The following is a 22139-nucleotide window of genomic DNA, read 5'->3' as shown; positions in this document are numbered from 1 at the left end:
ATATTGTTTCCAGGGCAAGTTGACTGTCAACCGTCGACACTCGTGCGCTCCACCACGGCGGACAGGCGTGGCGTAGTTGACAATTATCCGCATGATTACATATGCATAATTTAACTACTGGTGCCATTGCGGATAATCATAAAAGACTATTATGATTTCACACAATAATGAATGGATTTTGAACAATAATGAATCACAATTCATGCCCTTAATTCTAAAATTGTACTCATTATCAATTGACAATTTAAACCTAAAATCATGAATACAATTACAAAAATCACCAAGAATCTTGGACTAGCCATGTTAGCTATGCTAGTTTTGGGACTAAATGCCTGTGTTGATGATGGAGACGAACTCGTCCTATCGGGACCAGGTGAATTGGTAGCTAGTGCTAGCACCAATAGAATTATGGCGGGTGAGTCCATCACTTTTGTTGACCAATCCACAAAGGTTCATACCAGAAGATGGAATTTCCAGGAGGGTACACCTGCTGTGTCGGAGGATCCTGAAGTTGAAGTTAAGTTCGAAAAGGGAGGTTCATATGTAGCTACCCTAGAAATTACCTACATTGATAACATCAGCGTTACTCAAAGCTTCAATATTGAAGTTGAGGGCTTGCCAGAGCCTGAGGTACAACGCATGGCTTTTTACACAGAAAACCCAAATATTTCTGAGTCAGTACCTGTTAATATCCAGAGAAACAACCAATTTACAGTAACTGAGGTTGAGCAAAATGCATTCGAAGGAACTAAGGCAATGTCTTTCACAATTGATGGTTCTTCAGATTGGGCTATGGCATCGATTACTCCGCAATCAGGAACAGTCGATATAAGTGAATATGCCGATGGCTTCTACAACTTGGCACTCAAATCCACAAGTAATGGAGCAATCTTGATCAGACTTCAAAGTGCAGGGCAAAATGCAATCTTGAAATTTACAGCAACGGGGGAAGAATATGGATTCAAGAGAGATGGAAATTGGCATAAGATTTCTATTCCATTGGCAGACTTCAAGGCTGCTAATAACAGTTTGAATCTTAGTGCAATAAATAATCTTTTAGTATTCAGAAGTGAAGGAGATGTAAGGTCAGCAAACAATTATGACTTTTTTCTAGACGACTTCTATGTGTCAAAATAATGAAACAACAATAAGTTGAATATTGGATCGAACCCATATCTAATGTTCATTTCAATCAATAACCAAATAAATAACCAATCAAATGAATTCAAAATTACTCCTACTTATCTGTGGGTTTATGCTCTTGTTGCATCAAGGGTATGCCCAGCAGAGTACAATTACCGGAAAAGTAATAGATCCAGATGATGGATTAGGAATCCCAGGAGTTAATATTCTGGTGGAAGGAACTACCATAGGTACGGTTACCGATGTAGATGGTAACTTCAGCGTGAGGGCAAATACTAATGATGTATTGGTATTTTCATTCGTTGGATATATAACCCAAAAAATAGGTATAGCTGGAAGATCTATCATCAATATCGAAATGCTTGCTGACTTACAATCTCTTTCTGAAGTGATCGTAGTAGGGTATGGTACGCAGAAACGAAGCGATATTACGGGAGCAGTTGCTTCCTATAAAGCTGAACAGCTGGAAACGATGCCAACCGTATCTTTGGGGCAGGCGCTACAGGGGCGTGTTGCTGGTCTAGCAGTAACCAACAACGGATCTGGTGTGGAAGGTGATAATGTCGGACTTCAGATTAGGGGTAGAAATTCACTGGCTGCCAGTAGTGAGCCTTTTATTATTTTGGATGGTATTCCTTACAATGGAAGGTTGTCTGAAATCAACCCAATGGATATTGCTTCTCTGGAAGTACTCAAAGATGCTTCTTCAGCAGCTATTTACGGAGCGAGAGCTGCAAATGGCGTAATTCTGATCACTACAAAAAGAGGGGCTGTCGGGAAAGCAAAAATCTCTTATGACACTTATTTTGGCATAGATCAGATTTCAAATATCCCGGATTTAATGGATGGAAATTCATTTTACAACACCAAAGTTGACCGCTATGGATTGGGATCAATTTCACAATCTGAGCAGATAGCTTTTGAAAATGGTGTAAATACAGATTGGTTGGATCTTGCTACCCGAATGGGAACAAGACAGCAACACAACCTTTCTCTTTCTGGAGGGACAGAAGAAACAAAGTACTTCATTTCAGGAAATTATGTAGATGCCAAAGGTGTCGCAAAGAATGACGATTTGGTACGGACCACTCTGAGACTGAATGTAGATACCAAAATCACTCCTTGGTTGACATTAGGTACAAGTAATCAACTCCTCAATACAGATAGAAGTGCCAATGCCGCAAATTTTGGGTCAGCATTCACAATGAATCCTTTGACCGCACCATTTCAGGAAGATGGAGAAACATTGACAATCTTCCCTTGGCCTGAAGATTCATTTTTTTCCAATCCCTTAGAACCTTTCAATGTCTTGAATGAAGATAAAACAAGAAGAATCATCACTCAAAATTATTTGCAGATAGACATTCCATTTGTGGAAGGTTTGAAATTTAGGGTAAATACGGGATATGATTACAGATATAGAGCAATCGATACTTATTCTGGAAGAAACACAAGGTCTGGACTTCAACAGGGAGGTGTAGCTACTACCAACAACTGGCAGGAAGAAGATTGGATTGTGGAAAATATTTTGACATATGACAAAACATTTGGAAAACATACAGTTGGTTTTACAGGACTTTACAGTGCACAGGAAAGATGGAGTAAAAACCACAACTTGACTGCAAGTGGATTCCCAAGTGATATTATGACCAATTACCAAAACAATTTGGCTACTGTTTGGAACCCAAGCGATAGTTATACCCAGTGGAATTATCTTTCACAAATGGCTAGGGTAAACTATGGTTATGACAGTAAATACCTTTTGACTTTGACTGCAAGAAGAGATGGCTATTCAGGTTTTGGTGATGCCACCAAGTTTGGGGTATTCCCATCGGTAGCAGTTGGTTGGAATCTGGATAGAGAGTCCTTTTTGGAAAACATACCCCAGATCACGGCAATGAAATTAAGGACCTCTTATGGAGAGAATGGGAATCAGGCAATTGCCCCATACTCTACCTTGCCTGGTCTTAGTGTCCAGAATTACTTGGATGACCTGAGAGGAACTGCTTTTGGTTTTTACCCATCAGGGATCGGTGACCCAAGTTTGGGTTGGGAAACGTCAAAATCCGCAAATTTCGGTGTAGACTTTGGATTGTTTGAAAACAGGATTCAGGGTTCTGTGGATTACTTTATGACTACCACGGTTGACCTATTGCTAAATCGAAATATTTCCCAAGTAAATGGTACAGGTGTAATTAGACAAAATATCGGATCAACTCGAAATAGAGGTTTAGATCTTCAGATATCTTCAATCAACATTGACAAGAGAGACTGGAAATGGACCACTGATTTGACTTTTTCATTCTTCAGAAATGAGATTGTAGATGTTGGCTTGAGGGATGAAAATGGAAACCCCGCAGATGATCTAGCCAATAGATGGTTTATCGGTGAGCCGTTGAATGTCAATTTCAGCTATTTGTTTGACGGAATTTGGCAGGTGGGTGATGACATCGTGAATTCTGCCCAGCCTACAGCAAGACCTGGAGACATTCGTGTTCGGGATGTAAATGGTGACGGAACCATCAATGCAGATGATCGAACTTTCATTGGCAATGCCATTCCTGATTTTATTGCAGGTCTAAACAATACTGTTTCTTACAAGAATCTATCTTTACAATTTTTCATCAGTACTGTACAGGGTTTGACAAAGGGCAATGAGCTGATGAATCCATTCTTTGACGGAAGAGCCAGGACATTGAACAGAGATTGGTGGACGGCAGAGAACCCTAACAATGTTTGGCCAGCAAACAGAGATGATTCAAATGCTTTTCAAGTCCAATATTTTGGTAGGTCAAACAATGCAAGTTTTGTAAGGCTGAATGATGTGACTTTGAGCTACAGACTTAACGCACCAATGTTGTCAAAATGGAAATTGGGAAGGGCAGAGGTATATGTCAATGCAAAGAATCTGGTAACAATCACAGACTGGGAAGGCACAGACCCTGAATTGGGAAGCCAACGGTCAATTCCTTTTGTTAAATCATATATAGCAGGTTTTAGAGTACAGTTTTAATTGATTCAATATGAAAAAGATACTATATACAATCATAATACTAATCCTTGGAGCGAATTCAGGATGCGTAGAAGAAGATTTTTTGAAGGAAAACCCAAGGGATAACCTTTATGCTGATAATCTATTTGGAACTTTCCAAGGTTTTAGATTGGCGACAAATGCGCTTTTGGATTTTGTGAGAGACGAAAGGGAAGATAAGATCCAGTCTGCTGAACTTGGTTTTGTCTGGAAAATAGGTGTAGATAATGGCTGGGCAAACACAGAACTTTCTTGGTCCCGTGGCTTAAATCAATACAACATTGAGTTGAATCCTGAAATGCAATTGATGAATGGAGATACTTTTGGGAATCCAGGGATTTTCTTACTGATGTATAGGGCTATCAACTCTGCTAACATGATCATAGCAAGAGCCGAAAACCCTGATGTTGATTGGCAAGCTACATCTCCGGAAATGGAATTGGCAAACAAGCAACTCATTTTGGGTCATGCCCATCTTGTAAGGGCTTGGGCTTACAGACACTTAGTTTATAGCTTCGGTGATGTCCCTATTTCAACCGAAGAAATCAATGGGTTAAACTACAAAAATGATTGGGAAAGAAGACCGGTCAGAGAAGTCCAAGAATTGATCGTGTCCGATTTGCTTTTGGCTGAGTCCTATCTACCAGAAGTTTCGAATAGTGTACTTGAGCTTTCAGGAGCAATCGCGTCACATTATTTGGCAGAGATTTACCTCTGGATGGATATGCCGGAGGAAGCAAGAGAAAAAGCTTCAAGGGTTGTAAACGGAGGTAATTTTGCTTTGACTACCCAGCGATTTGGTGTTCGTGCAAATCAGCCAGGAGTTCCATTTATGGATCAGTTTTATGATGGCAACATCACCCGGGCAGAAGGGAATAGAGAAGCACTTTGGGTATTCCCGAATTCGGATGTTCTGGAGCTTCCCGGCGCAAGTTCCAATTCAATGAGAAGGTCTTGGGTGATCAATTATAATGGATACGCACCTTATACCCCAGAGAATGGAGGTAGAGGAATTGGGAGATTGGCTATTTCGGCCTGGGCTTTTAGTATCTATGAACCACAAGATCACAGGTTTAGCGAGTATGCTGTTCGTAAATACTACATTGGCTTCAATGGAGATACGATAAGAACGCAGATGGACAATAGCCAAATGAATGTAAACAATGCCAGATGGGCCAGTACAAGAAAATGGGACTGGACGTATGATGATCCCAATCTGTGGAATGCAAATTTTGCCTTTGCTGATCAAGTTTACTTGAGAGTCGCAGAGACATATCTCTTGTTGGCTGAGGCAGAGATGAAGTTGGGGAATAACGCTGAAGCTGCTGAATTGATCAATCAAATCAGAAGAAGATCCAATGCCTCCGAAATTTCTCCGGCACAAGTAAACATTGATTTTATCCTTGATGAAAGGTCGAGAGAATTGGTGACTGAAGAACATCGAAGACATACAATGGTAAGAACAGGAAAACTTCTTGAAAGAAATCGCGCCCTGAATAAGTTTGCAGCGAACATCCAAGATTTTCAAGTATTGCTACCAATTCCACAAAGGGTGATCGATGCAAATACTGATAGAGTAATGTCTCAAAACCCTGGATATTAACCAGTAAGGAACCAGAAATCCCATTCTTGGTTTCCGAGTGCTTATTGAAACTACCCAAAATCATTAAAATTATAAACACATGAAAAACAACATTATAAAAATATGGTTGGCATTGCTCTTTTCTGCGGGAATGGTTGCATGTGCTGATTCTGGTGAAAATCCAATTGTTGAAGATCCAGAAGAAATACCAGAACCTTCTTTGGAAAATATAAAGCTTAAAGCAAAATTTGGTATTGGCTCTGCTGTTACCAACTCAGAACTCAATGGACAATATGCTAATACTTTGAGTACCCATTTTTCCCAAATCACTGGGGAAAATGAAATGAAAATGGCTCATATATGGAAAGGTGAAAACAATTATGATTGGGTGGCAGCTGACGGGATGGTGAATTTTGCTGCAACCAACAATATGGATGTGCATGGTCATGCCTTGCTATGGTATAACTCTTTTCCTAATTGGTTTAGAAATGCAAATTATGATTCGGCAACTTTTGAAACAAAAATCAAAACCTATATAGAGACAGTCGTAGGCAGGTACAAGGGTAAAATAAGCAGCTGGGATGTAGCCAATGAAATTTTCAATGATAATGGTACATTGCGTCGAGATGGATGTCCTGTGTTTAAAACTTTCAATGATCCTATAGCTTTTTATGGGAGATGTTTTGAGTATGCACGAGCTGCGGATCCAGATGCAAAACTATTCTACAACGACTATAATGTAGTTTTGGCATCGGGAAAGCGAGGGGCTATGCGACAAATGGTCAATAGATTTAGGGAAAATGGCTTTCCTATTGACGGATTGGGAGATCAGTTCCATTACATGGTCTCTACGAATAGGACAACCATAAAGAATGGTTTGACGGATTTGGCTAGCACCGGATTGCTTATCCACATGTCAGAATTGGACATTAGGATTAATGTCAATAAAGATGACAACTTTGTATACCTTCCGTCTGAACAGGCAAAGCATGCAGAAGCTTATAAAGACTTTGTGACATTTTTCGAATCTATTCCCCAAGAACAAAAATTCGCAATTACTACTTGGGGAGTATCAGATAAGCGGACATGGTTGACATCATGGTGGCACCCAAAGGAATACCCTTTGCTGTTTGACGAGAACTTTCAGAAGAAAAAAACTTATGAAGGCTTCTTGGAGGGCTTGCAATAGCGTACAATTCAAACCTATTAAACTTATTTTATAAACTTTCTCAGATATTGATTTACTGATATCTGATTTCAATGGAATACAAATGATGCAACTAAAATATATATGTGCTCTAACAATCTTTATCTGTGCTCAACCCATATTGTACGCCCAAGAGTCTAGTGGTTTTTATGAAGTGAAAGCAAGGAAGAATGCTGAAGATCCTAACTGGGAAATATATCAGGCTAAAACAGTTGATATGATTACAGCCTTGGAAAATAAAAGAAGATCTCCCGAGGAAAGTAAATTTGGTGGATGGAAAACGACAAAAACAACTGCGACTGGATTCTTCAGAACTGAAAAAATCGATGATAGATGGTGGATCATAGATCCTGACGGATATCCATTTATCCATAAAGGCGTGGCAGTAGTTCGTCCTGGGAAGTCGGAAAAACAACAGATTTCCATGAATGAAAAATATGGCAATATTCAAAATTGGGCAGTCAAGGAAACTGAGCTATTGAAGGAACATGGGTTCAATGGTACTGGAGCCTGGTCAGATGTAGATAGGCTGAGAGAAGTGGAAAAACCCTTAGTATATACAGTGATTGTAAACCCAATGGGCAGTTATAAATCAGAACATATCAAAAGGTATGGCGGAGAATATTTTCAGACAGGTTGGCAAGGATTCAGGTTTGATTTGGCAATGGTTTTTGACCCAGAGTTTGACGAATATGTAGAGAAAGCAATAGCTCCGATCCAAAAATATGCAAATGACAAATATTTGCTGGGGTACTATACAGACAATGAACTTCCATGGAAAAACGATGCACTTGATAGGCACCTAACCTATTTGGCAAAAGATGAACCAGGGTATCTTGCTGCAAAAAAATGGCTAGACGAAAGAAAAGGTAAAGACGCAGATATAGAAGACATCAATGATGATGACAGGTTGGCATTTACAGCGTTCTATTTTGAAACATATATATCTAAAGTAAGTGCAGCCATAAAAAAATATGATGCTAACCATATGTTTTTAGGATGCAGATTCAATCAAGAAAAAGAAGAATTGCAAAATCCGGCAATTTTCGAAGTGGCAGGAAAGTATATAGATATTCTTTCTGTCAATCATTACAGAAAGTGGGAGCCAGATTTGGAGATTTTGACTAACTGGGAGAAATGGTCAGGTAAACCTTTTATCATCACAGAGTGGTATGTAAAAGGGGAAGATTCAGGTTTGCCAAACAGAACTGGTGCAGGATGGAATGTACCTACACAAAAAGATAGAGGGGTCTTTTACCAGAATTTTGCAATGAAATTATTGGAAAGTAAAGTTTGTGTTGGCTGGCATTGGTTTACCTATCAAGATAATGATCCACTTGACCTCACCACTGATTATTCTAACAGAGATTCAAACAAAGGCATAGTAGATAGCGAGTTTAATGTTTATAAACCACTGATGGTATTGATGAAAGATTTCAATGATAAGGTTATTGATCTGATACAGGTATTTGACAAATAAAATTCATATAAACTTTAGGGATCCTATTAAAAACTTAAACACATTCTCTTTAGAAATTTATCAGCAAGAAGCCTTCATTTCATATTTTCTGTTTCAAACAACACAATAACATTTATTTGGATATGGTTTCAACAATCATCATTTAGATGAAACTATAAGTTGGTTGGTTGTGAGACTGTCTCGGTTGATTTCACCTACGTACACTTTAGCTACGGATCGAGCGGTCTCACACCTCAACTAATTGCTTTCGACATCTGATTATTAGAGAATAAAATACATTTAAATTAATCTGATAACTTTCCGCTCTCCTAATTTTAGGACATGTCTTTCTATGGAGTTCTCTTTTTTCAGCATGTCCAATTGGTACTCTACAACTCCTCTTTTTGACAATTCCGTCAAATATTTAATCTCCTTGGCTGTGATTTTTGGATTAAAATCGATTGCCATTTAAACTATTCACACAGTAAATTTCACAGTCCAATTAAAAAAATCTGTAAGTATCCCTTCATTTTTAAAATCAGGTTATCATAGAATTCTTCATCTTACTTATTTTCGACCAATTTGTTGTTCTATAAGATTGGCACGACCAAATAAACCAAAAATCAAGGTATTGGTACTATGCTATTTGTGGCAAATGTACCAGGATAGATCACACAAGTCAAGCTGCCGGGTTAATGACTTCTACTATATCATCAAAAGTCATACTGAATGTTTTTTCAATCATTTTTGCTCAATTTTTAGGTTTAAACTTAACAAAAAGTGAGTCATCCAGCAAGAGACTCTATCATAGAAAATATTGTAAACCAGTACTTTAAAACAGTTCTGGTGAGTCATTTTCATCAAGAAAAATGACTCACCGAAATACGCATCTTGAGATTGAAATATTTGCAAATTTTGGCAAAAAGAAGCCTTAAAACGCAAAAAAACCCACATCTTTTGAATGTGAGTTTTTTGCAGTTAAATACGTAAAATATTGGTTAAAAACCCTGTTTTCAGCCCATAAGAGGCATTTTTAAGGTTTTTTTGGAGTACTTTTCGGTGAGTAAAATTAAAACTCAACTCATAACTTGTTGAATTTGAAATATTTAAACACCGAATCAGTAGAGAGTGGGGGATTCGAACCCCCGGTACGGAATTACCCGTACGACAGTTTAGCAAACTGCTGGTTTAAGCCACTCACCCAACTCTCTATCATTTATGAAACGTTTTTACGACAGTTTATCCATCGCGGTGGATGGCTTATGCCACTCACCTAACTTTCTGATTGAACACGCTACCGTTTCAAATCGATGCAAATATAAAGGAATATTATCCACATAAGCAAAATTGATTTCTCTTATTATACATCTTCAAAACCATAATTATTGAAGTATTTGAGTAATCAGCTGTTTATCAACAAGTAATTTTTTCCGTTTTCTTTAAGTTTTTTTCTGGATTGAAGCATTTTTTCAAAAACCACCGTTTTCAGTCCTTAAACATTAGCTTTTACATCTGAACTCTACCTACGTTATTAAAATGTTAATTCCTTTATATTTATATCTAATAGTATATTTCTTTATCCATATATTTTTATATTTGATATTCTTTTGACAACAAAAAACCAAAAACATCTCTAAACAAGAGCCAAAAAATACCAAGTACTTGGTATTTTTTGGGAAAATTATGTTTTGTAGGTTTACGGGTCGATTAGGGTGCACATAAAGGTTTCTACAAAAGACGGTTATCTTTGGTAATGAAAGCTTTAGATGTGGTAGATTAAAGAAATTCAAGTGTAAATAAATCTGCAAGAAACAGTTTACAGTTATGGTAATTACATCTTTACACGGTAGCTTCACTGTCGTGATCAATGAAGAAAACCAAGACCAGATATTGGTTAGGGCAAACAACAAAGAAGAACTGATGAGGATCTTTGATGAAAAAAGGATCTCCAAATGCATTGATGAGCAGCCGGAATTTTGTGTCCAAATGTGCAAGCAAGAATTTGCGCACACCTTGATTATGATGATCAAGGAAATCAACTATCCGGATTTCAATAAAATGCTGCTTGAAATTGAAAAAACAACAAGCAAAATTTTCGCCTAACAAACCTTCATTGTTTGGTATATTAAGATCTTGGATGCTTTCCATGTCTATTTGTGCTTTTTATCGTTAATATTTTCAGATATTCACGGTTCAATCAAATATACAATATGGACTTATTAGCGGATCTTTTGAAAATCACCTTGCCTGCGGCATTGGTTATCTATGGTATGTATGTTACTGTCATATCATTTTTGAAAAAAGAACGGGAAAAACTGCTCCTTAACCTCAAGACACAAAATACCCAAACGGTATTGCCAATCCGACTTCAGGCAGGTGAAAGACTTTGTCTACTTTTGGAACGGATCACACCAAACAACCTTGTGAGGAGGATCAATCAGCATAGCTTTTCTGCCAAAGACCTACACACGCAACTACTTCATGAAGTTAGGGATGAATTCAACCACAACCTATCCCAGCAGGTATACTTCTCAGACGAAACCTGGGAGTCAGTGAAGAGGGCTGTAGAAGGAGTAGTTACCATCATCAATTCTTCTTTTCAGGACATGAATGATGAAGCTAGGGGGATTGACCTCGCCAAAAGAATATTCCAAAGATCATTGGACGAAAAGAATGATGGCATCCAAATTGCCCTTTCAAATGTGAAATCTGAAATCAGGATCTATTTCTAACACAACACCATGGCTTCATTGAAAGACAAGTCTGTCGGTTTTTACGAAAGGGCTAAATTGCTTTACCTAAAAAAGGCCCAACAAGTGGCTGGGGAAGAAGGGAAATTGAAGGTATTGCTTTATAAATCTGCCGAAAAAATCAGGAATTTCTCCCAAAACCCAAATGTTCAAAAAGCCATCGAACCCATTTTGATATTCAAAAGGATGATCTATGCCCATAAAAACGGGACACATAAATTATCCGCCAAGACATTGGGATTATTGGTTTTGGGCCTTCTGTACTTTGTGTTGCCGATAGACATCATTCCTGATTTTCTCCCTATAATTGGATTTGCTGATGATGTGTCAGTAGTCATCGCCATATTCAATGTCCTGAAAAATGAAATCGAAGACTTTCTTGCCTGGGAAAAGACACTCATAAAAGAATAACCTCTTGGATTTTTGGACATCTAATGTAGAAAAATGAAAAAAATAGCACTATTGTCCGGAACTTCTGGCCTGATTGGCATGCAGCTCCTACACCAATTGATAAAGGACAACACCTACGATTTGATTATCTCTGTGGGCAGAAGAACTTTGGCTCTCAAACATGAAAAACTGGTCCAACTTGAAGGTGGGTTTAAAGATATCGCACAATGGGATTGGGAAACCAAGTTGAGGAAAACTGATCTTGGAGGGGTATATTTCCCTCTTGTACAGGCTATAAAAGACAAAAAAGTGGATATTCATGCATATTCTTCATTGGGAACAACCATAAAAGCAGCAGGTTCTAAAGAAAAATTTTACCAAGTCGACCATGATTTTGTATACAATTTCGCAAAATGGTCCCATGGAATTGGTGCAAGCCGCTTGCTGTTTGTAAGTGCCTTGGGGGCAGATCCCCAATCATCAGTCTATTACAACAGTGTGAAAGGCGAGACAGAGGAAGATTTGAAAACCATCCCCTTTGATTACCTGGGGATTTTCCAGCCTTCCCTCCTATTGGGTACACGCAATGAATTCAGGTTTGGGGAAGAAGTGGCAAAAATATTGATGAAGCCCCTTTCTTGGCTGAAAATCATGAATAAATACAGGCCCATCCACGATCATCAAGTCGCCAAAGCGATGATTTTTCATGCCAACCAACCCAAACAAGTAAAAGTAGAAGTCATTCCGTCCAAAGAAATGCAGAAATTTTAAAGTATGATTGTAGTAATCCAAAGGGTATCCGAGTCCAGCGTAAAGATAGACGGAAAAGTAAAAGGTAAGATTGGCAAAGGCTTGCTATTGTTGCTCGGGATAGAAGATGCCGACCAACAGGAAGATATCGAATGGCTCTCCAAGAAAATTGTCAATTTGCGGATATTCCCCGATGAAAATGAAGTCATGAACAGGAGTATTTTGGATATTGGAGGGGAGATTCTTCTGATCTCCCAATTCACTTTGCATGCAAGCACCAAAAAAGGAAATAGACCCTCCTATATAAAAGCCTCAAAACCGGATTTTGCTGTTCCCATGTATGAAAAATTCATAGAGACATTGCAAAAGGATTTGGAAAAACCCATCGAGACCGGTGTATTTGGGGCAGATATGAAAGTTGCTTTGGTCAATGACGGACCGGTGACGATTATCATAGACAGTAAAAATAAAGTTTAAGCTCACTTACCATGCATTCAGAATCAAAACATATCACAATCGAACAAGCCCAAAAAGATGTAGACCATTGGATAAAAACTGTTGGGGTAAGATATTTCAGTGAATTGACCAATATGTCTATCCTAATGGAAGAAGTTGGTGAATTGGCTAGGATTATGGCCAGAAAATATGGAGAGCAATCATTCAAAGAGTCAGATAAAGACCGTGATTTGGGAGATGAAATGGCAGACGTACTATGGGTTTTGATTTGCTTGGCCAATCAGACAGGTGTGAACCTAACAGAAGCCCTTGAGAAGAACTTTGAAAAGAAAAACATAAGGGACAAAGACAGACATCAGAATAACGAGAAGTTGAAATGAAAATTTTTGGTAAATCAGTGAAACCCAATTATAATTCCAAAAATTCAAACTTTCCAGATTCATCGATTACTCTCCTATAAAAACATGCCTTTCTGTTTTCATTATGTTGGTTGAAGGTATGGCAAACCCCTCCTTTTTCCAAAGACACCTGATATACCAAGGCGTCTTGGTCACAATCGACTAGAATATTTATCATTTTGAGATAGTTGCCGGAAGTTTCTCCTTTAATCCAAAGCTTTTTCCTGGAAGTGCTATAGAATGCAGCCACTTTGTTTTGAAGTGTATATTCAAAAGCTTCCTCATTGACTGAGGCCAACATCAAAATCTGGCCTGACGCAAACTCCTGTACCACAACCGGAAGGATCCCGCCCCTCTTCCCAAACTGAAGTCTCAGTTCAGTCGTTTCTTCTAAATCCATTTTTCAATTAATTTTCCAAACAATAAATGCAACAATATTGCAATTTAAATATAAATCATCAAAACCTCTATCCCTCAGTAAAAAAAGGTTTTTTATCCAAAAAGTTGGTTGGGATAATAGTGAAACTCAATCAATAAATGTATAGAAAACGAAAACCAGAAAATATATCTCCAATTACTATCAAGAGCAAAATCCTTTATCAGATATTTTGACATATCCAATTGGTAGTCATTTACCCTCAACCAACAAACGCTCACAAACAACATTACTTAGCATTTCTGGTGTTTTTCCCCCAAGGCTGATGACCATGGAGTTGTCAAACGGTTCGATAGATTCAATCTCCGCCTCCAAGCCCAAGTAGATCCCCTTACCGTTCAAAAACTTCAAAAACTCCTCTGTTGTATTGATAACGGCGGAAATCTTTACTTTGTCCCCCTTCTTGCAATCACTTAATTTTCTGTATTCCCTCAAAACCATTTTTCCATCTTTGTCGGGAATGGGAGAACCATGGGGGTCATAATTGGGGTAACCTAAAAGTTTGTCCAATTTATCAAAGAACAACGGCGAATTGATATGTTCAATCTGTTCCGCTATATCATGTACCTCCTCCCAGCCGAACCCCATTTTCTCTACCAGATACATTTCGGTCAATCGATGTTTCCTAACAATCAACGCCGCCTCTTTTTTGCCTTTTTCAGTCAATCTTACAGGCTTATAACTTTCGTAAGCCACCAATTCCTTTGCTGAAAGTTTTTTCATCATACTGGTCACAGAAGGCATCTTAATCCCCAGATGCTTGGACAGGTCTATAACATTGACTTCTCCATTGCTGTTGGCTAAGGAAAACAATGCCTTGAGATAGTTTTCTTCTACTAATGAATTCATGATACGAAAATAAATATTCCTTTATCTATTGAACCTATAATTTAGAAATACTTTTGAAATAAATTTGTTAGATTAATCTAATTTAATACTTTTGTTAGAATAACTTATAAAAGAGAATCATAGGGAATGATAATCCAAACAGCTTTCGCACTGGATTTGAACAACTTAAAGAAAAAAGAAATATTGAATGGAAACAGTACAGCTTCTTCGGCTATAACCAAAGATAAATTGAAAAAGCAGCAGCAGATTTTGGAATGGAGATAGTCAGGCAGCAGCAAGTACTACCAATTGGCATAAAAAGTAAATTCAAAACCAAGAAAACACAATGCAATACGCTATTGAAATTTTGGAACGGAGAAAAAGAAATATCGAGAAAAGTATCAAAGGCAATAACTTAATGCAAAGTGATATGAGAAAAGCCACACAGGAACTTTCAAAAATCATTGCCCTCAAAAAAGCCATTAAAATTTTAAAATTCAAAAACAAAAAACGATGAAAATCAATCACGAACTTCCTCAATTACCTTACAGTAAAAATGCACTCAATCCGATTATTTCGGAAGAAACTTTCGATTATCACTATGGTAAACACCATGCTACCTATGTGAATAACCTTAAAAATTTGACAAAAGACACTGTACTGAACGAAACTGGGATAGAGGAAATAATCCTGAAAGCATATCAGGATAAAAACACAATATTGTTCAACAATGCTGCACAACACTGGAACCATAGTTTCTTTTGGCATTGCCTTTCTCCTGATGGTGGCTCAAGCCCCCGTGGACCGATCAATGAACTTCTAGATCGTGATTTTGGTGGTTTTGACAAATTCAAAGATCAGTTTTCCGACACTGCCACCAAACTGTTTGGTTGTGGCTGGGCGTGGCTGGCACAAAATGAAACCGGAACCTTGGAAATAGTCCCCATGAAGGATGCACACACTCCTTTGACCGAAGGTAAGAAACCCATTCTCACCCTAGATGTGTGGGAACATGCCTACTATATAGATTATAGAAATGCCAGACCAAGATTCATCGAAGGTTTTTGGGAAGTTGTCAACTGGGAATTTGCCAATTCCAATCTAACTTCAAATAAGTGATAGGTAAGTAACTCCAATTATAGTCAATCACCTTGAAAGCATCGATCCTATACTTGCAGTGCTGTATGCCACTTTATTCACCTGGCTAGTAGCAGCATTTGGTGCAGCTTCTGTTTTCTTGTTTAAGAAAGTAAACAAAAACATCATGGATGGCATGCTTGGATTTACCGGAGGGGTAATGATAGCTGCAAGTATCTGGAGTTTACTTATCCCCTCCATTGGCTTTTGCAGCGGGTGCTATGATATTTGTCGTGGTTGAGGAGGTTATCCCTGAAGCACAACAGCATAAAGATTCAGATGTGGCTACAATCGGGTTTATCGGAGGCTTTTTGGTGATGATGACTCTTTTTGTAGCATTAATTTAAACTCAAAAAAGATGTGTGAAACCAGAATAATTTACATCGAAAACCATTGGAAAAAGTTAACCTTAACTGCCAATGATCAATTCAACAAAAAAGGATTTGAAAACGCCCTATTGGTCTATGAAAATGCACTTTCAAGGGCTGAGATTCTAGCCCATTACCATTCAGAATGCCAAAGACTGAACATCCCCTTTATGCAGGTGTACATTATCTCCTGCAACAACATTTCCAACACATACAAGGAATTGGGGCAGTTTGAAGAGGCTGAAAAAATGCTCCGAAGAGTTATTTTTTATCTTTTACACCTGTCCAACCAAGAAGGTGTGGACATTCAAATACTCCAAAGTGAATTAAAAAAGGCGACACTTTCCCTTCTCGATTTTGTACAAAACCATTTTGGGAAAACACAGCAGGAAAAACTGTTCCAAAACTTAAAAAGCCATTTCAAAGACAACGAAATAGCCAAATTCGATTGAAGAAAAACAAATGTTTTTATCGATGAAAGACAAATAAACCGGAAACGCAGCATTTCGCCTAACCACCTAAAAACAACACCCTTATTGCTTAGGTCTGAAAATCTTAACCTTGCTATCGTCACAGACCAAATAGGGTCCTCCAATCAAATCCAGACAGTATGGAACTGCCGGAAAAACAGCCTCCAGACATTGCCTGATTGCCGATGGTTTACCCGGTAAATTGATGATCAGGGAATTGTCCAAAACCCCGGCAGTTTGTCTGGAAAGAATCGCCGTAGCGACATATTGAAGGCTCACTTGCCGCATCAATTCCCCAAAACCTGGGAGCATCTTCTGACATACTGCTTCTGTGGCTTCGGGAGTGACATCCCTCAGTGCCGGCCCTGTACCACCTGTCGTAACGATCAACGCGCATTGATCGGTGTGGGCCATTTCCAGCATTGTACCCGCAATTGTCTCTTTTTCGTCTGGTACAATTTTATAAATCGGTTCCCAATCATTTGACAATACTTCATCCATATACCTGATTATCTCTTTTCCAGATATATCCTCATATACATTTGCTGCTGCTCGATCCGAACAGGTAAGTATCCCTATTTTTATTTTATCCATTTCCAAAAACAATTTTTAAATAACCACAACATTATTGTAGCTAAAAGCCGGCAAGGCTCAATTCCTCAGCACATACCATATAGAACTAATGTCAAATATACTGTTTTTATATCCCTAAAAGCACAAAACCTCTACTCTATTCGATCCTATTGGCAACTTATCTCCTAACCAAACCCGCCTATAAAACATTATCTGGGTTGTGGTTTTATGCTTTGTCTTGTTATATTTTCCATCTTCAGATTTCAATATTTCCCCCAAGTCCTGTTTCCCCTTTCGAAGGTCAAGGGGGGATAATTGATTTTGTCTTCTTCCCTAAGGAGATGCTTGTATTTTGGCTTTTGCTCTGTGGCTTAGTCTATCTGGAACATAAGTTTATTGAGCAAGAAATATTCGTTCCTATCATCCCAAACCAACCAATGCTTTTTCTTTATGGAATCAATCCTATGCAATAGGTCTGGGCTGTCGGCATAAGCAGCCACCAAGTTCTTCTTTGTCAAATGGAACACTTCATCACTCAATGTTCTACTGAAATGATATGATGTTCTTGTTGGGGAGTAAATAATGTAAATTATCATTCCTCTGTCGCATAAAACTTTGTAATGGCGGTTATTGAATACACGAATTAAACTTCCTTTATGGTCTTTGTATCCCCAGATGTCTGAGCGTTTGTATACGACAGTAGTATCTGGGGTCTTCAGTTCGATGTCTTTGTATTTAAAGAAGCCTTGAGGCCATATAGTGTGGTTTTTCTGATATGGTGTAAATCCATTCATTGATTCTCCCCTCTCAAAGTCCTCATAAGTCATATATATTCCGGCTGAATTGTCTAATGTTGAATGGTGATTTTGGGCAAGCAGGTCATTTTTCCTTGAGATTGCTATCATAACAAGGAGTATCAAAGACAATTTTCTACCTTTCATTTTTCTTCTCATTTTTGTGGTATGCCAAGTAAAAAACCTGTGGCAAAACTGTTAATGACAAAACCATACAGATCAGCAATCCACCCACAATCATGATGGCTAGAGGTTTTTGGATTTCTGACCCCATTCCTGTAGACAGGGCTGCGGGAAGCAAGCCCATAGAGCCCATCAGGGCAATCATTAAGATTGGACGGATCCGATTGTATACCCCATTGTTGATTGCTTCTTGGAGGGGGTGTCTGAGATTGAGGTTTTGCCTGATGGTACCAATCAATACGATGCCATCAATGGTGGCAACCCCAAATAGGATGATAAAGCCAATCCCGGCGGAAATCCCAAAAATGGTACCTGTAGCCCAAAGGGAAAGATAGCCCCCAATAAAGGCAAATGGAATTACAATAAACGAAATGAGGGTATCTTTGAGGTTGCCTTCGAAATTCATCCACAGCAAAAACATAATCAGCAATAGGGATACCGGTACTATCATCAACAGACGCTTGCTTGCCCGCTCTTTTGACTCGAATTCACCTGCCCAAACCATTTTGTTTACTTTCGGGAGTTTTACATTGTTTTCTACTTTTTCCCTTGCTTCTGCGATGGTACTGCCCAAATCCCTTCCTTCTATACTGAATCCAACAGCTATATAGCGACTGCTACCCTCACGATAAATAAAGGTGGGGCCTGTGATAAATCCAATATCGGCAATTTCTCGCAATGGGATTTTTTTGCCGGTCAAAGTTGGGATCAGGATTTCCCCGATTTTGTTTTGGTCATCACGATACTCTTTTTGGAATCGGATGCGCACATCAAACATCCTTTCATTTTCATAAAAAGTAGTGGCTGCACTACCTCCAATAGCCATTTCTATCACCGCTTGGGCGTCAGCCATCGCAACCCCATACTTGCCCATGCGGGTTTCGTCCAGCTTGATCCTGAGTTCGGGCAGACCGATGTTTCTGTAGACATTCAAATCCTCAATCCCCTCCACATCCCTAATATTATTGGCAACCTGCTCTGCATAGTCTTCCAACTCAAAAAGGTCGTCTCCGAAAATCTTAATCACCAAGGCACTTTTCACGCCTGCCACATATTCTTCCACATTGTCTTGGATAGGTTGGCTGAAACCAAAGACTATCCCTGGATAAGTCTGGAGTGTTTGCCTCAATTCATCGATCAACTCCTTCTTTTTTATACCGCGCTTCCATTCTTTTTCGGGATGGAGTTGGATATGGAACTCAATATTGAAAAAACCGGTGGGGTCTGTCCCGTCATTGGGCCGTCCTGTTTGTGTCAAGACAAATTCCACTTCATCAAATTTCCTGATTTTTCCCTTCATCTCATTTGCAAGCCTTACAGACTCGTCCAAGTTCACACTGTTTGGCAAGGTCGCTCTCACATACACTGCCCCTTCGTTAAGCTTGGGTAGGAACTCGGTTCCATGGTGGTAAAACCCAAACAGACAGGTTAAAAAAAGCAGCATAAAGGAGGCAATTGTTGTTTTTCTGTAGAGACATGTCCATTGATACATTTTATACAGCCCATTTCTGAAGCTCCTTGTTATCAGATTGTCCTTCTCGGCAATATTTTTCCCCAACAGTACCTTACACATAGCAGGGACATAGGTAAGGCTCAGCAGCAAGGATCCCAACAGGGCAAAACCCAAGGTATAGCCCAATGGTGAAAACATCTTACCTTCTACTTTTTGGAATGCAAATATTGGCAATAAGGCTATAATCAGGATAAATAGTGCAAAGAAGATATATGTCGCTACATTCCGAACACTTTGTTTGATAATCCCAGACTTGGACATCTTGTTGAAGCGTGCCATACCCAGTTCTTTTGCCTTATGTTCCAAGCCCACAAATATCCTTTCGGTCACGACCAAAGCCCCTTCCAACAACAACCCAAAATCTAGAGAACCCATAGAGATTAGGTTAGCAGGCATGCCCATTATGCGCAACATTATTATGGCGAAGAGAAATGCCAAAGGTATCACCGATGCCACAATTACTGTTACACGCCAGTTATAGAGGAAGATAAATACGATCAGGGAAACAAGGACAATTCCCTCTATCAGGTTTTTTGTAACTGTGCTTACTGTTACATCCACCAACTCTGTCCTATCTACAAAGGCTTCTATTTTTACATCTTTGGGCAGTATTCGGTCATTCAGGTCGGCGATTTTTTCCTTCAATCGTGTACTGACCTCACTGGGATTTTCTCCCCTGAGCATCAAAACAATTCCCTGTACCAAATCATCATCGTCCTGGAAACCAACCTGTCCCAGCCTTGGTTTGGCGGACACCATTACCTCGGCTACATGTTTTACCAAAATGGGAGTAGTACCCCTTACCTCTATCAATATATTCTCTATATCTTCCGCACTTTCCAATAATCCAACACCCCTAACCACATATGCTTGCGAACCCCTTTCTATGATATCACCACCTACATTGATATTGGTCTTTGAAACTGCTTCAAATACTTCCAAGGGTGACAAATCGTAATTTGCCAATTCGGTGGGGTTGATTTTGATTTCATAGATTTTTTCTTCCCCTCCGAAAGTCACCACATCAGCCACCCCGGAAACAGCGACCAATTCCCGTACGATCACCCAATCTTGGATAGCTGTGAGCTCTTTGATAGGTCGGTCACTTTTCAACACGTACCGGAAGATTTCACCCGTAGCTCCTGAAGGTGGCTCTATTTCTGCCTCTGCACCTTGGGGGAGATCAACACCCTGCAATCGGTTGGATGCATATTGCTGGGCATAAAAATCATCAACATCATCTTCAAAGATCACAGTGACCACAGACAAGCCAAACAATGAAATAGAACGGACTTCCGACTTTTTTGGAATGGTGTTCATTTCCTTCATGATCGGCAGTGTGATAAATTTCTCCACTTCTTCGGCACTTCTTCCCGGCAATTGTGTAATGACCCTTACACGGGTATTGGTCACATCAGGAAATGCCTCAATGGGTGTGTTGATATAACTGATGGTCCCTGCCACGACCAATAAGGCTGTGAGAAAGAATACAACTATGGAGTTTTTTAACGAAAAAGAAACTATACCCTGAACGAATTTTTGCATCTCAATTAGTTTTGGAAGTTTTTGATTTGTTCATAGATAAGCAGGTGGTTTTTGGAGATGATTTTTTCATTTTCATGCAATCCACCTTTAAGAAAAGTAAGCCCATTGCTTTTGGTAAGAATTTCTACCTGCCTGATTTCAATATCACAATCTCCCCTATGCACTACGACATAGTTTTGGTTGTTGTAAAAAACCATTGCTACAGTGGGGATACTCAAGCCTTCTGCTTTGAGTTCCTTCATTGCGGTCACATCCACTATCATTCCGGGCTTTAGCCGCAAGTCTTCATTCTGCAGGACTACCCTTGCTTTTAGCACTTTCGCTTCCGAATCCAACACCTGCGAGATGGTCGTAATCTTCCCTTCAAAAGTCTCATCCGGATATGATAGCGTTTTGATTTTTACAGGCATACCTGTTTCTATGTTCATCACATTGGTAGCATACACGTTGACCAAAACCCAAACTTCGCCCAAATCAGAAACTGTAAACAATGGCTCTCCTTCAGCGGAGATTTGTGTACCTGCGGAGATGGTTTTGGAAGTAATTATGCCAGAAGAGGGTGACTTGATCTGAAACACCCCCCTTTCGGGACTTGCACTGAACAAACTGAGGTTGGAGTTTATCCTTTCCCTTTCTGCCACCATCACCTCCAATTCGCTTTGGGCTTCCATCAGGTCTTTTTCGGAAGCAATGTTGTCATCGTACATTGATTGTACTGACTGAAGGTTTTTCTCTGCCACCTTTATTTGAGATGTGATTGTTTTGGATTGGGATTGCAGCTCTGACAACTCAGTGCTTCTCAATTCTGCCAACACCTGACCTTTGGAAACTTTGTCTCCCAAGGAAAAGTTGGTATTGGAAATAACCCCTCCTACCAAGCTCACAAAATGGATCACTTTGTCAGGGTTAGGCTCTACGACGCCCGTAAGATGTATGCCTTCAGTTACAACTTGTATTTTGGGCTGCTCCAATTCGATTTTTGACTTGAAGTTGTCATCCAAGCAGAAATTTTCTTTTTCGACAACCTCTTGGTGTCCTTTAGGGTTACTGCAGCTGCTGAAAAATACGACTCCTATCAGAAAGCTTCCCAGCATCGGTTTTAGTATCATTTTGTCCATTTTAACTT

22 protein-coding genes and 1 tRNA gene are annotated in these 22139 nt (G+C 39.2%); 15 read left to right on the top strand and 8 right to left on the bottom strand.

Annotation, left to right across the window (positions count from 1 at the left end; genetic code table 11):
- The first annotated feature begins 258 nt into the window (after nt 1-258).
- The 5 genes from ACFSKL_RS07395 to ACFSKL_RS07375 all read left to right on the top strand — a co-directional run bounded on the left by ACFSKL_RS07395 (nt 259) and on the right by ACFSKL_RS07375 (nt 8443).
- On the top strand, nt 259-1137 hold the full coding sequence (locus ACFSKL_RS07395; protein ID WP_376884914.1) for a PKD domain-containing protein: 879 nt from the start codon (nt 259-261) through the stop codon (nt 1135-1137).
- Between the two features lie 82 nt (nt 1138-1219).
- Nucleotides 1220-4156: a SusC/RagA family TonB-linked outer membrane protein gene (locus tag ACFSKL_RS07390; RefSeq protein ID WP_376884912.1), complete on the top strand. Its 2937-nt coding sequence runs from the start codon at nt 1220-1222 to the stop codon at nt 4154-4156.
- 10 nt (nt 4157-4166) lie between these two features.
- Entirely contained in the window at nt 4167-5777 is a 1611-nt protein-coding gene (locus ACFSKL_RS07385; RefSeq protein WP_376884911.1) for a RagB/SusD family nutrient uptake outer membrane protein, read from the top strand.
- 79 nt (nt 5778-5856) lie between these two features.
- On the top strand, nt 5857-6945 hold the full coding sequence (locus ACFSKL_RS07380) for an endo-1,4-beta-xylanase (protein ID WP_376884909.1): 1089 nt from the start codon (nt 5857-5859) through the stop codon (nt 6943-6945).
- Nucleotides 6946-7027: 82 nt separating this feature from the next.
- Nucleotides 7028-8443: a hypothetical protein gene (locus ACFSKL_RS07375; RefSeq protein WP_376884907.1), complete on the top strand. Its 1416-nt coding sequence runs from the start codon at nt 7028-7030 to the stop codon at nt 8441-8443.
- 1101 nt (nt 8444-9544) lie between these two features.
- Here ACFSKL_RS07375 and ACFSKL_RS07370 read toward each other — a convergent pair.
- A tRNA-Ser gene (locus ACFSKL_RS07370) sits at nt 9545-9633 on the bottom strand.
- A 613-nt stretch (nt 9634-10246) separates the two neighbouring features.
- On the opposite strand from ACFSKL_RS07370, the gene ACFSKL_RS07365 reads away from it, so the two are divergent.
- The 6 genes from ACFSKL_RS07365 (at nt 10247) to ACFSKL_RS07340 (ending at nt 13148) form a co-directional block, all read left to right on the top strand.
- On the top strand, nt 10247-10525 hold the full coding sequence (locus tag ACFSKL_RS07365) for a hypothetical protein (RefSeq protein ID WP_376884904.1): 279 nt from the start codon (nt 10247-10249) through the stop codon (nt 10523-10525).
- 107 nt (nt 10526-10632) lie between these two features.
- Nucleotides 10633-11154 carry a DUF7935 family protein gene (locus ACFSKL_RS07360; RefSeq protein WP_376884902.1) on the top strand — a complete coding sequence of 174 codons (522 nt, stop codon included), beginning with the start codon at nt 10633-10635 and terminating at the stop codon, nt 11152-11154.
- Between the two features lie 9 nt (nt 11155-11163).
- The gene (locus ACFSKL_RS07355; RefSeq protein WP_376884901.1) at nt 11164-11583 is read left to right on the top strand and encodes a YkvA family protein; all 420 of its coding nucleotides are present in this window, start codon (nt 11164-11166) and stop codon (nt 11581-11583) included.
- A gap of 33 nt (nt 11584-11616) precedes the next feature.
- Nucleotides 11617-12333: a Rossmann-fold NAD(P)-binding domain-containing protein gene (locus ACFSKL_RS07350; RefSeq protein ID WP_376884899.1), complete on the top strand. Its 717-nt coding sequence runs from the start codon at nt 11617-11619 to the stop codon at nt 12331-12333.
- 3 nt (nt 12334-12336) lie between these two features.
- A complete protein-coding gene (gene dtd, locus ACFSKL_RS07345; RefSeq protein ID WP_376884896.1) occupies nt 12337-12789 on the top strand; it encodes a D-aminoacyl-tRNA deacylase in 453 nt (150 codons plus the stop codon).
- A gap of 11 nt (nt 12790-12800) precedes the next feature.
- A complete protein-coding gene (locus ACFSKL_RS07340) occupies nt 12801-13148 on the top strand; it encodes a nucleotide pyrophosphohydrolase (protein ID WP_376884894.1) in 348 nt (115 codons plus the stop codon).
- Between the two features lie 28 nt (nt 13149-13176).
- On the opposite strand, the gene ACFSKL_RS07335 is transcribed toward ACFSKL_RS07340, so the two are convergent.
- Together ACFSKL_RS07335 and ACFSKL_RS07330 are read right to left on the bottom strand one after the other, a co-directional pair.
- Nucleotides 13177-13566 carry a phosphoribosyl-AMP cyclohydrolase gene (locus ACFSKL_RS07335; protein ID WP_376884892.1) on the bottom strand — a complete coding sequence of 130 codons (390 nt, stop codon included), beginning with the start codon at nt 13564-13566 and terminating at the stop codon, nt 13177-13179.
- A 228-nt stretch (nt 13567-13794) separates the two neighbouring features.
- On the bottom strand, nt 13795-14451 hold the full coding sequence (locus ACFSKL_RS07330) for a metal-dependent transcriptional regulator (RefSeq protein WP_376884890.1): 657 nt from the start codon (nt 14449-14451) through the stop codon (nt 13795-13797).
- A gap of 126 nt (nt 14452-14577) precedes the next feature.
- Between ACFSKL_RS07330 and ACFSKL_RS07325 the strand changes: the two genes are divergently transcribed.
- Complete coding sequence (locus ACFSKL_RS07325) at nt 14578-14715, top strand: hypothetical protein (RefSeq protein WP_376884889.1); 138 nt, start codon at nt 14578-14580, stop codon at nt 14713-14715.
- Between the two features lie 228 nt (nt 14716-14943).
- Nucleotides 14944-15549, top strand: a complete 606-nt coding sequence (locus tag ACFSKL_RS07320; protein ID WP_465252692.1) for a superoxide dismutase — start codon at nt 14944-14946, stop codon at nt 15547-15549.
- 27 nt (nt 15550-15576) lie between these two features.
- Here ACFSKL_RS07320 and ACFSKL_RS07315 read toward each other — a convergent pair whose 3' ends face one another.
- A complete protein-coding gene (locus ACFSKL_RS07315) occupies nt 15577-15768 on the bottom strand; it encodes a hypothetical protein (protein WP_376884887.1) in 192 nt (63 codons plus the stop codon).
- On the opposite strand from ACFSKL_RS07315, the gene ACFSKL_RS07310 reads away from it, so the two are divergent.
- Entirely contained in the window at nt 15768-15914 is a 147-nt protein-coding gene (locus ACFSKL_RS07310) for a hypothetical protein (protein ID WP_376884885.1), read from the top strand. The genes ACFSKL_RS07315 and ACFSKL_RS07310 overlap by 1 nt on opposite strands.
- Before the next feature lie 11 nt (nt 15915-15925).
- Nucleotides 15926-16387: a tetratricopeptide repeat protein gene (locus ACFSKL_RS07305; protein WP_376884883.1), complete on the top strand. Its 462-nt coding sequence runs from the start codon at nt 15926-15928 to the stop codon at nt 16385-16387.
- Nucleotides 16388-16468: 81 nt separating this feature from the next.
- Here ACFSKL_RS07305 and mog read toward each other — a convergent pair whose 3' ends face one another.
- The 4 genes from mog to ACFSKL_RS07285 all read right to left on the bottom strand — a co-directional run bounded on the left by mog (nt 16469) and on the right by ACFSKL_RS07285 (nt 22122).
- Nucleotides 16469-16999, bottom strand: a complete 531-nt coding sequence (mog, locus tag ACFSKL_RS07300; RefSeq protein ID WP_376884882.1) for a molybdopterin adenylyltransferase — start codon at nt 16997-16999, stop codon at nt 16469-16471.
- 350 nt (nt 17000-17349) lie between these two features.
- On the bottom strand, nt 17350-17919 hold the full coding sequence (locus ACFSKL_RS07295; protein WP_376884880.1) for a hypothetical protein: 570 nt from the start codon (nt 17917-17919) through the stop codon (nt 17350-17352).
- A complete protein-coding gene (locus tag ACFSKL_RS07290) occupies nt 17909-21013 on the bottom strand; it encodes an efflux RND transporter permease subunit (protein WP_376884879.1) in 3105 nt (1034 codons plus the stop codon). The genes ACFSKL_RS07295 and ACFSKL_RS07290 overlap by 11 nt, the downstream gene beginning before the upstream one ends.
- Nucleotides 21014-21018: 5 nt before the next feature.
- On the bottom strand, nt 21019-22122 hold the full coding sequence (locus ACFSKL_RS07285) for an efflux RND transporter periplasmic adaptor subunit (RefSeq protein WP_376884877.1): 1104 nt from the start codon (nt 22120-22122) through the stop codon (nt 21019-21021).
- Nucleotides 22123-22139 lie beyond the last annotated feature (17 nt).

Origin of the sequence: Belliella marina (assembly GCF_042682445.1) — a bacterium.
GTDB classification, from domain to species: Bacteria; Bacteroidota; Bacteroidia; order Cytophagales; family Cyclobacteriaceae; genus Belliella; species Belliella marina.
This window is presented reverse-complemented; position numbering and strand designations above follow the sequence as displayed.

Excerpts from the sequence above, each read along its gene's own strand:
- ACFSKL_RS07350 (WP_376884899.1), top strand. The coding sequence starts at position 11,617 with ATGAAAAAAATAGCACTATTGTCCGGAACTTCTGGCCTGATTGGCATG.
- ACFSKL_RS07305 (WP_376884883.1), top strand. The coding sequence starts at position 15,926 with ATGTGTGAAACCAGAATAATTTACATCGAAAACCATTGGAAAAAGTTA.
- ACFSKL_RS07380 (WP_376884909.1), top strand. The coding sequence starts at position 5,857 with ATGAAAAACAACATTATAAAAATATGGTTGGCATTGCTCTTTTCTGCG.
- ACFSKL_RS07390 (WP_376884912.1), top strand. The coding sequence starts at position 1,220 with ATGAATTCAAAATTACTCCTACTTATCTGTGGGTTTATGCTCTTGTTG.
- ACFSKL_RS07335 (WP_376884892.1), bottom strand. The coding sequence starts at position 13,566 with ATGGATTTAGAAGAAACGACTGAACTGAGACTTCAGTTTGGGAAGAGG.
- ACFSKL_RS07290 (WP_376884879.1), bottom strand. The coding sequence starts at position 21,013 with ATGCAAAAATTCGTTCAGGGTATAGTTTCTTTTTCGTTAAAAAACTCC.
- dtd (WP_376884896.1), top strand. The coding sequence starts at position 12,337 with ATGATTGTAGTAATCCAAAGGGTATCCGAGTCCAGCGTAAAGATAGAC.
- ACFSKL_RS07365 (WP_376884904.1), top strand. The coding sequence starts at position 10,247 with ATGGTAATTACATCTTTACACGGTAGCTTCACTGTCGTGATCAATGAA.
- ACFSKL_RS07285 (WP_376884877.1), bottom strand. The coding sequence starts at position 22,122 with ATGATACTAAAACCGATGCTGGGAAGCTTTCTGATAGGAGTCGTATTT.
- ACFSKL_RS07340 (WP_376884894.1), top strand. The coding sequence starts at position 12,801 with ATGCATTCAGAATCAAAACATATCACAATCGAACAAGCCCAAAAAGAT.
- ACFSKL_RS07325 (WP_376884889.1), top strand. The coding sequence starts at position 14,578 with ATGATAATCCAAACAGCTTTCGCACTGGATTTGAACAACTTAAAGAAA.
- ACFSKL_RS07320 (WP_465252692.1), top strand. The coding sequence starts at position 14,944 with ATGAAAATCAATCACGAACTTCCTCAATTACCTTACAGTAAAAATGCA.
- ACFSKL_RS07295 (WP_376884880.1), bottom strand. The coding sequence starts at position 17,919 with ATGAAAGGTAGAAAATTGTCTTTGATACTCCTTGTTATGATAGCAATC.
- mog (WP_376884882.1), bottom strand. The coding sequence starts at position 16,999 with ATGGATAAAATAAAAATAGGGATACTTACCTGTTCGGATCGAGCAGCA.
- ACFSKL_RS07330 (WP_376884890.1), bottom strand. The coding sequence starts at position 14,451 with ATGAATTCATTAGTAGAAGAAAACTATCTCAAGGCATTGTTTTCCTTA.
- ACFSKL_RS07355 (WP_376884901.1), top strand. The coding sequence starts at position 11,164 with ATGGCTTCATTGAAAGACAAGTCTGTCGGTTTTTACGAAAGGGCTAAA.
- ACFSKL_RS07385 (WP_376884911.1), top strand. The coding sequence starts at position 4,167 with ATGAAAAAGATACTATATACAATCATAATACTAATCCTTGGAGCGAAT.
- ACFSKL_RS07360 (WP_376884902.1), top strand. The coding sequence starts at position 10,633 with ATGGACTTATTAGCGGATCTTTTGAAAATCACCTTGCCTGCGGCATTG.
- ACFSKL_RS07395 (WP_376884914.1), top strand. The coding sequence starts at position 259 with ATGAATACAATTACAAAAATCACCAAGAATCTTGGACTAGCCATGTTA.
- ACFSKL_RS07375 (WP_376884907.1), top strand. The coding sequence starts at position 7,028 with ATGATGCAACTAAAATATATATGTGCTCTAACAATCTTTATCTGTGCT.
- ACFSKL_RS07315 (WP_376884887.1), bottom strand. The coding sequence starts at position 15,768 with ATGGAGGGGATAAGTAAACTCCAGATACTTGCAGCTATCATTACCCCT.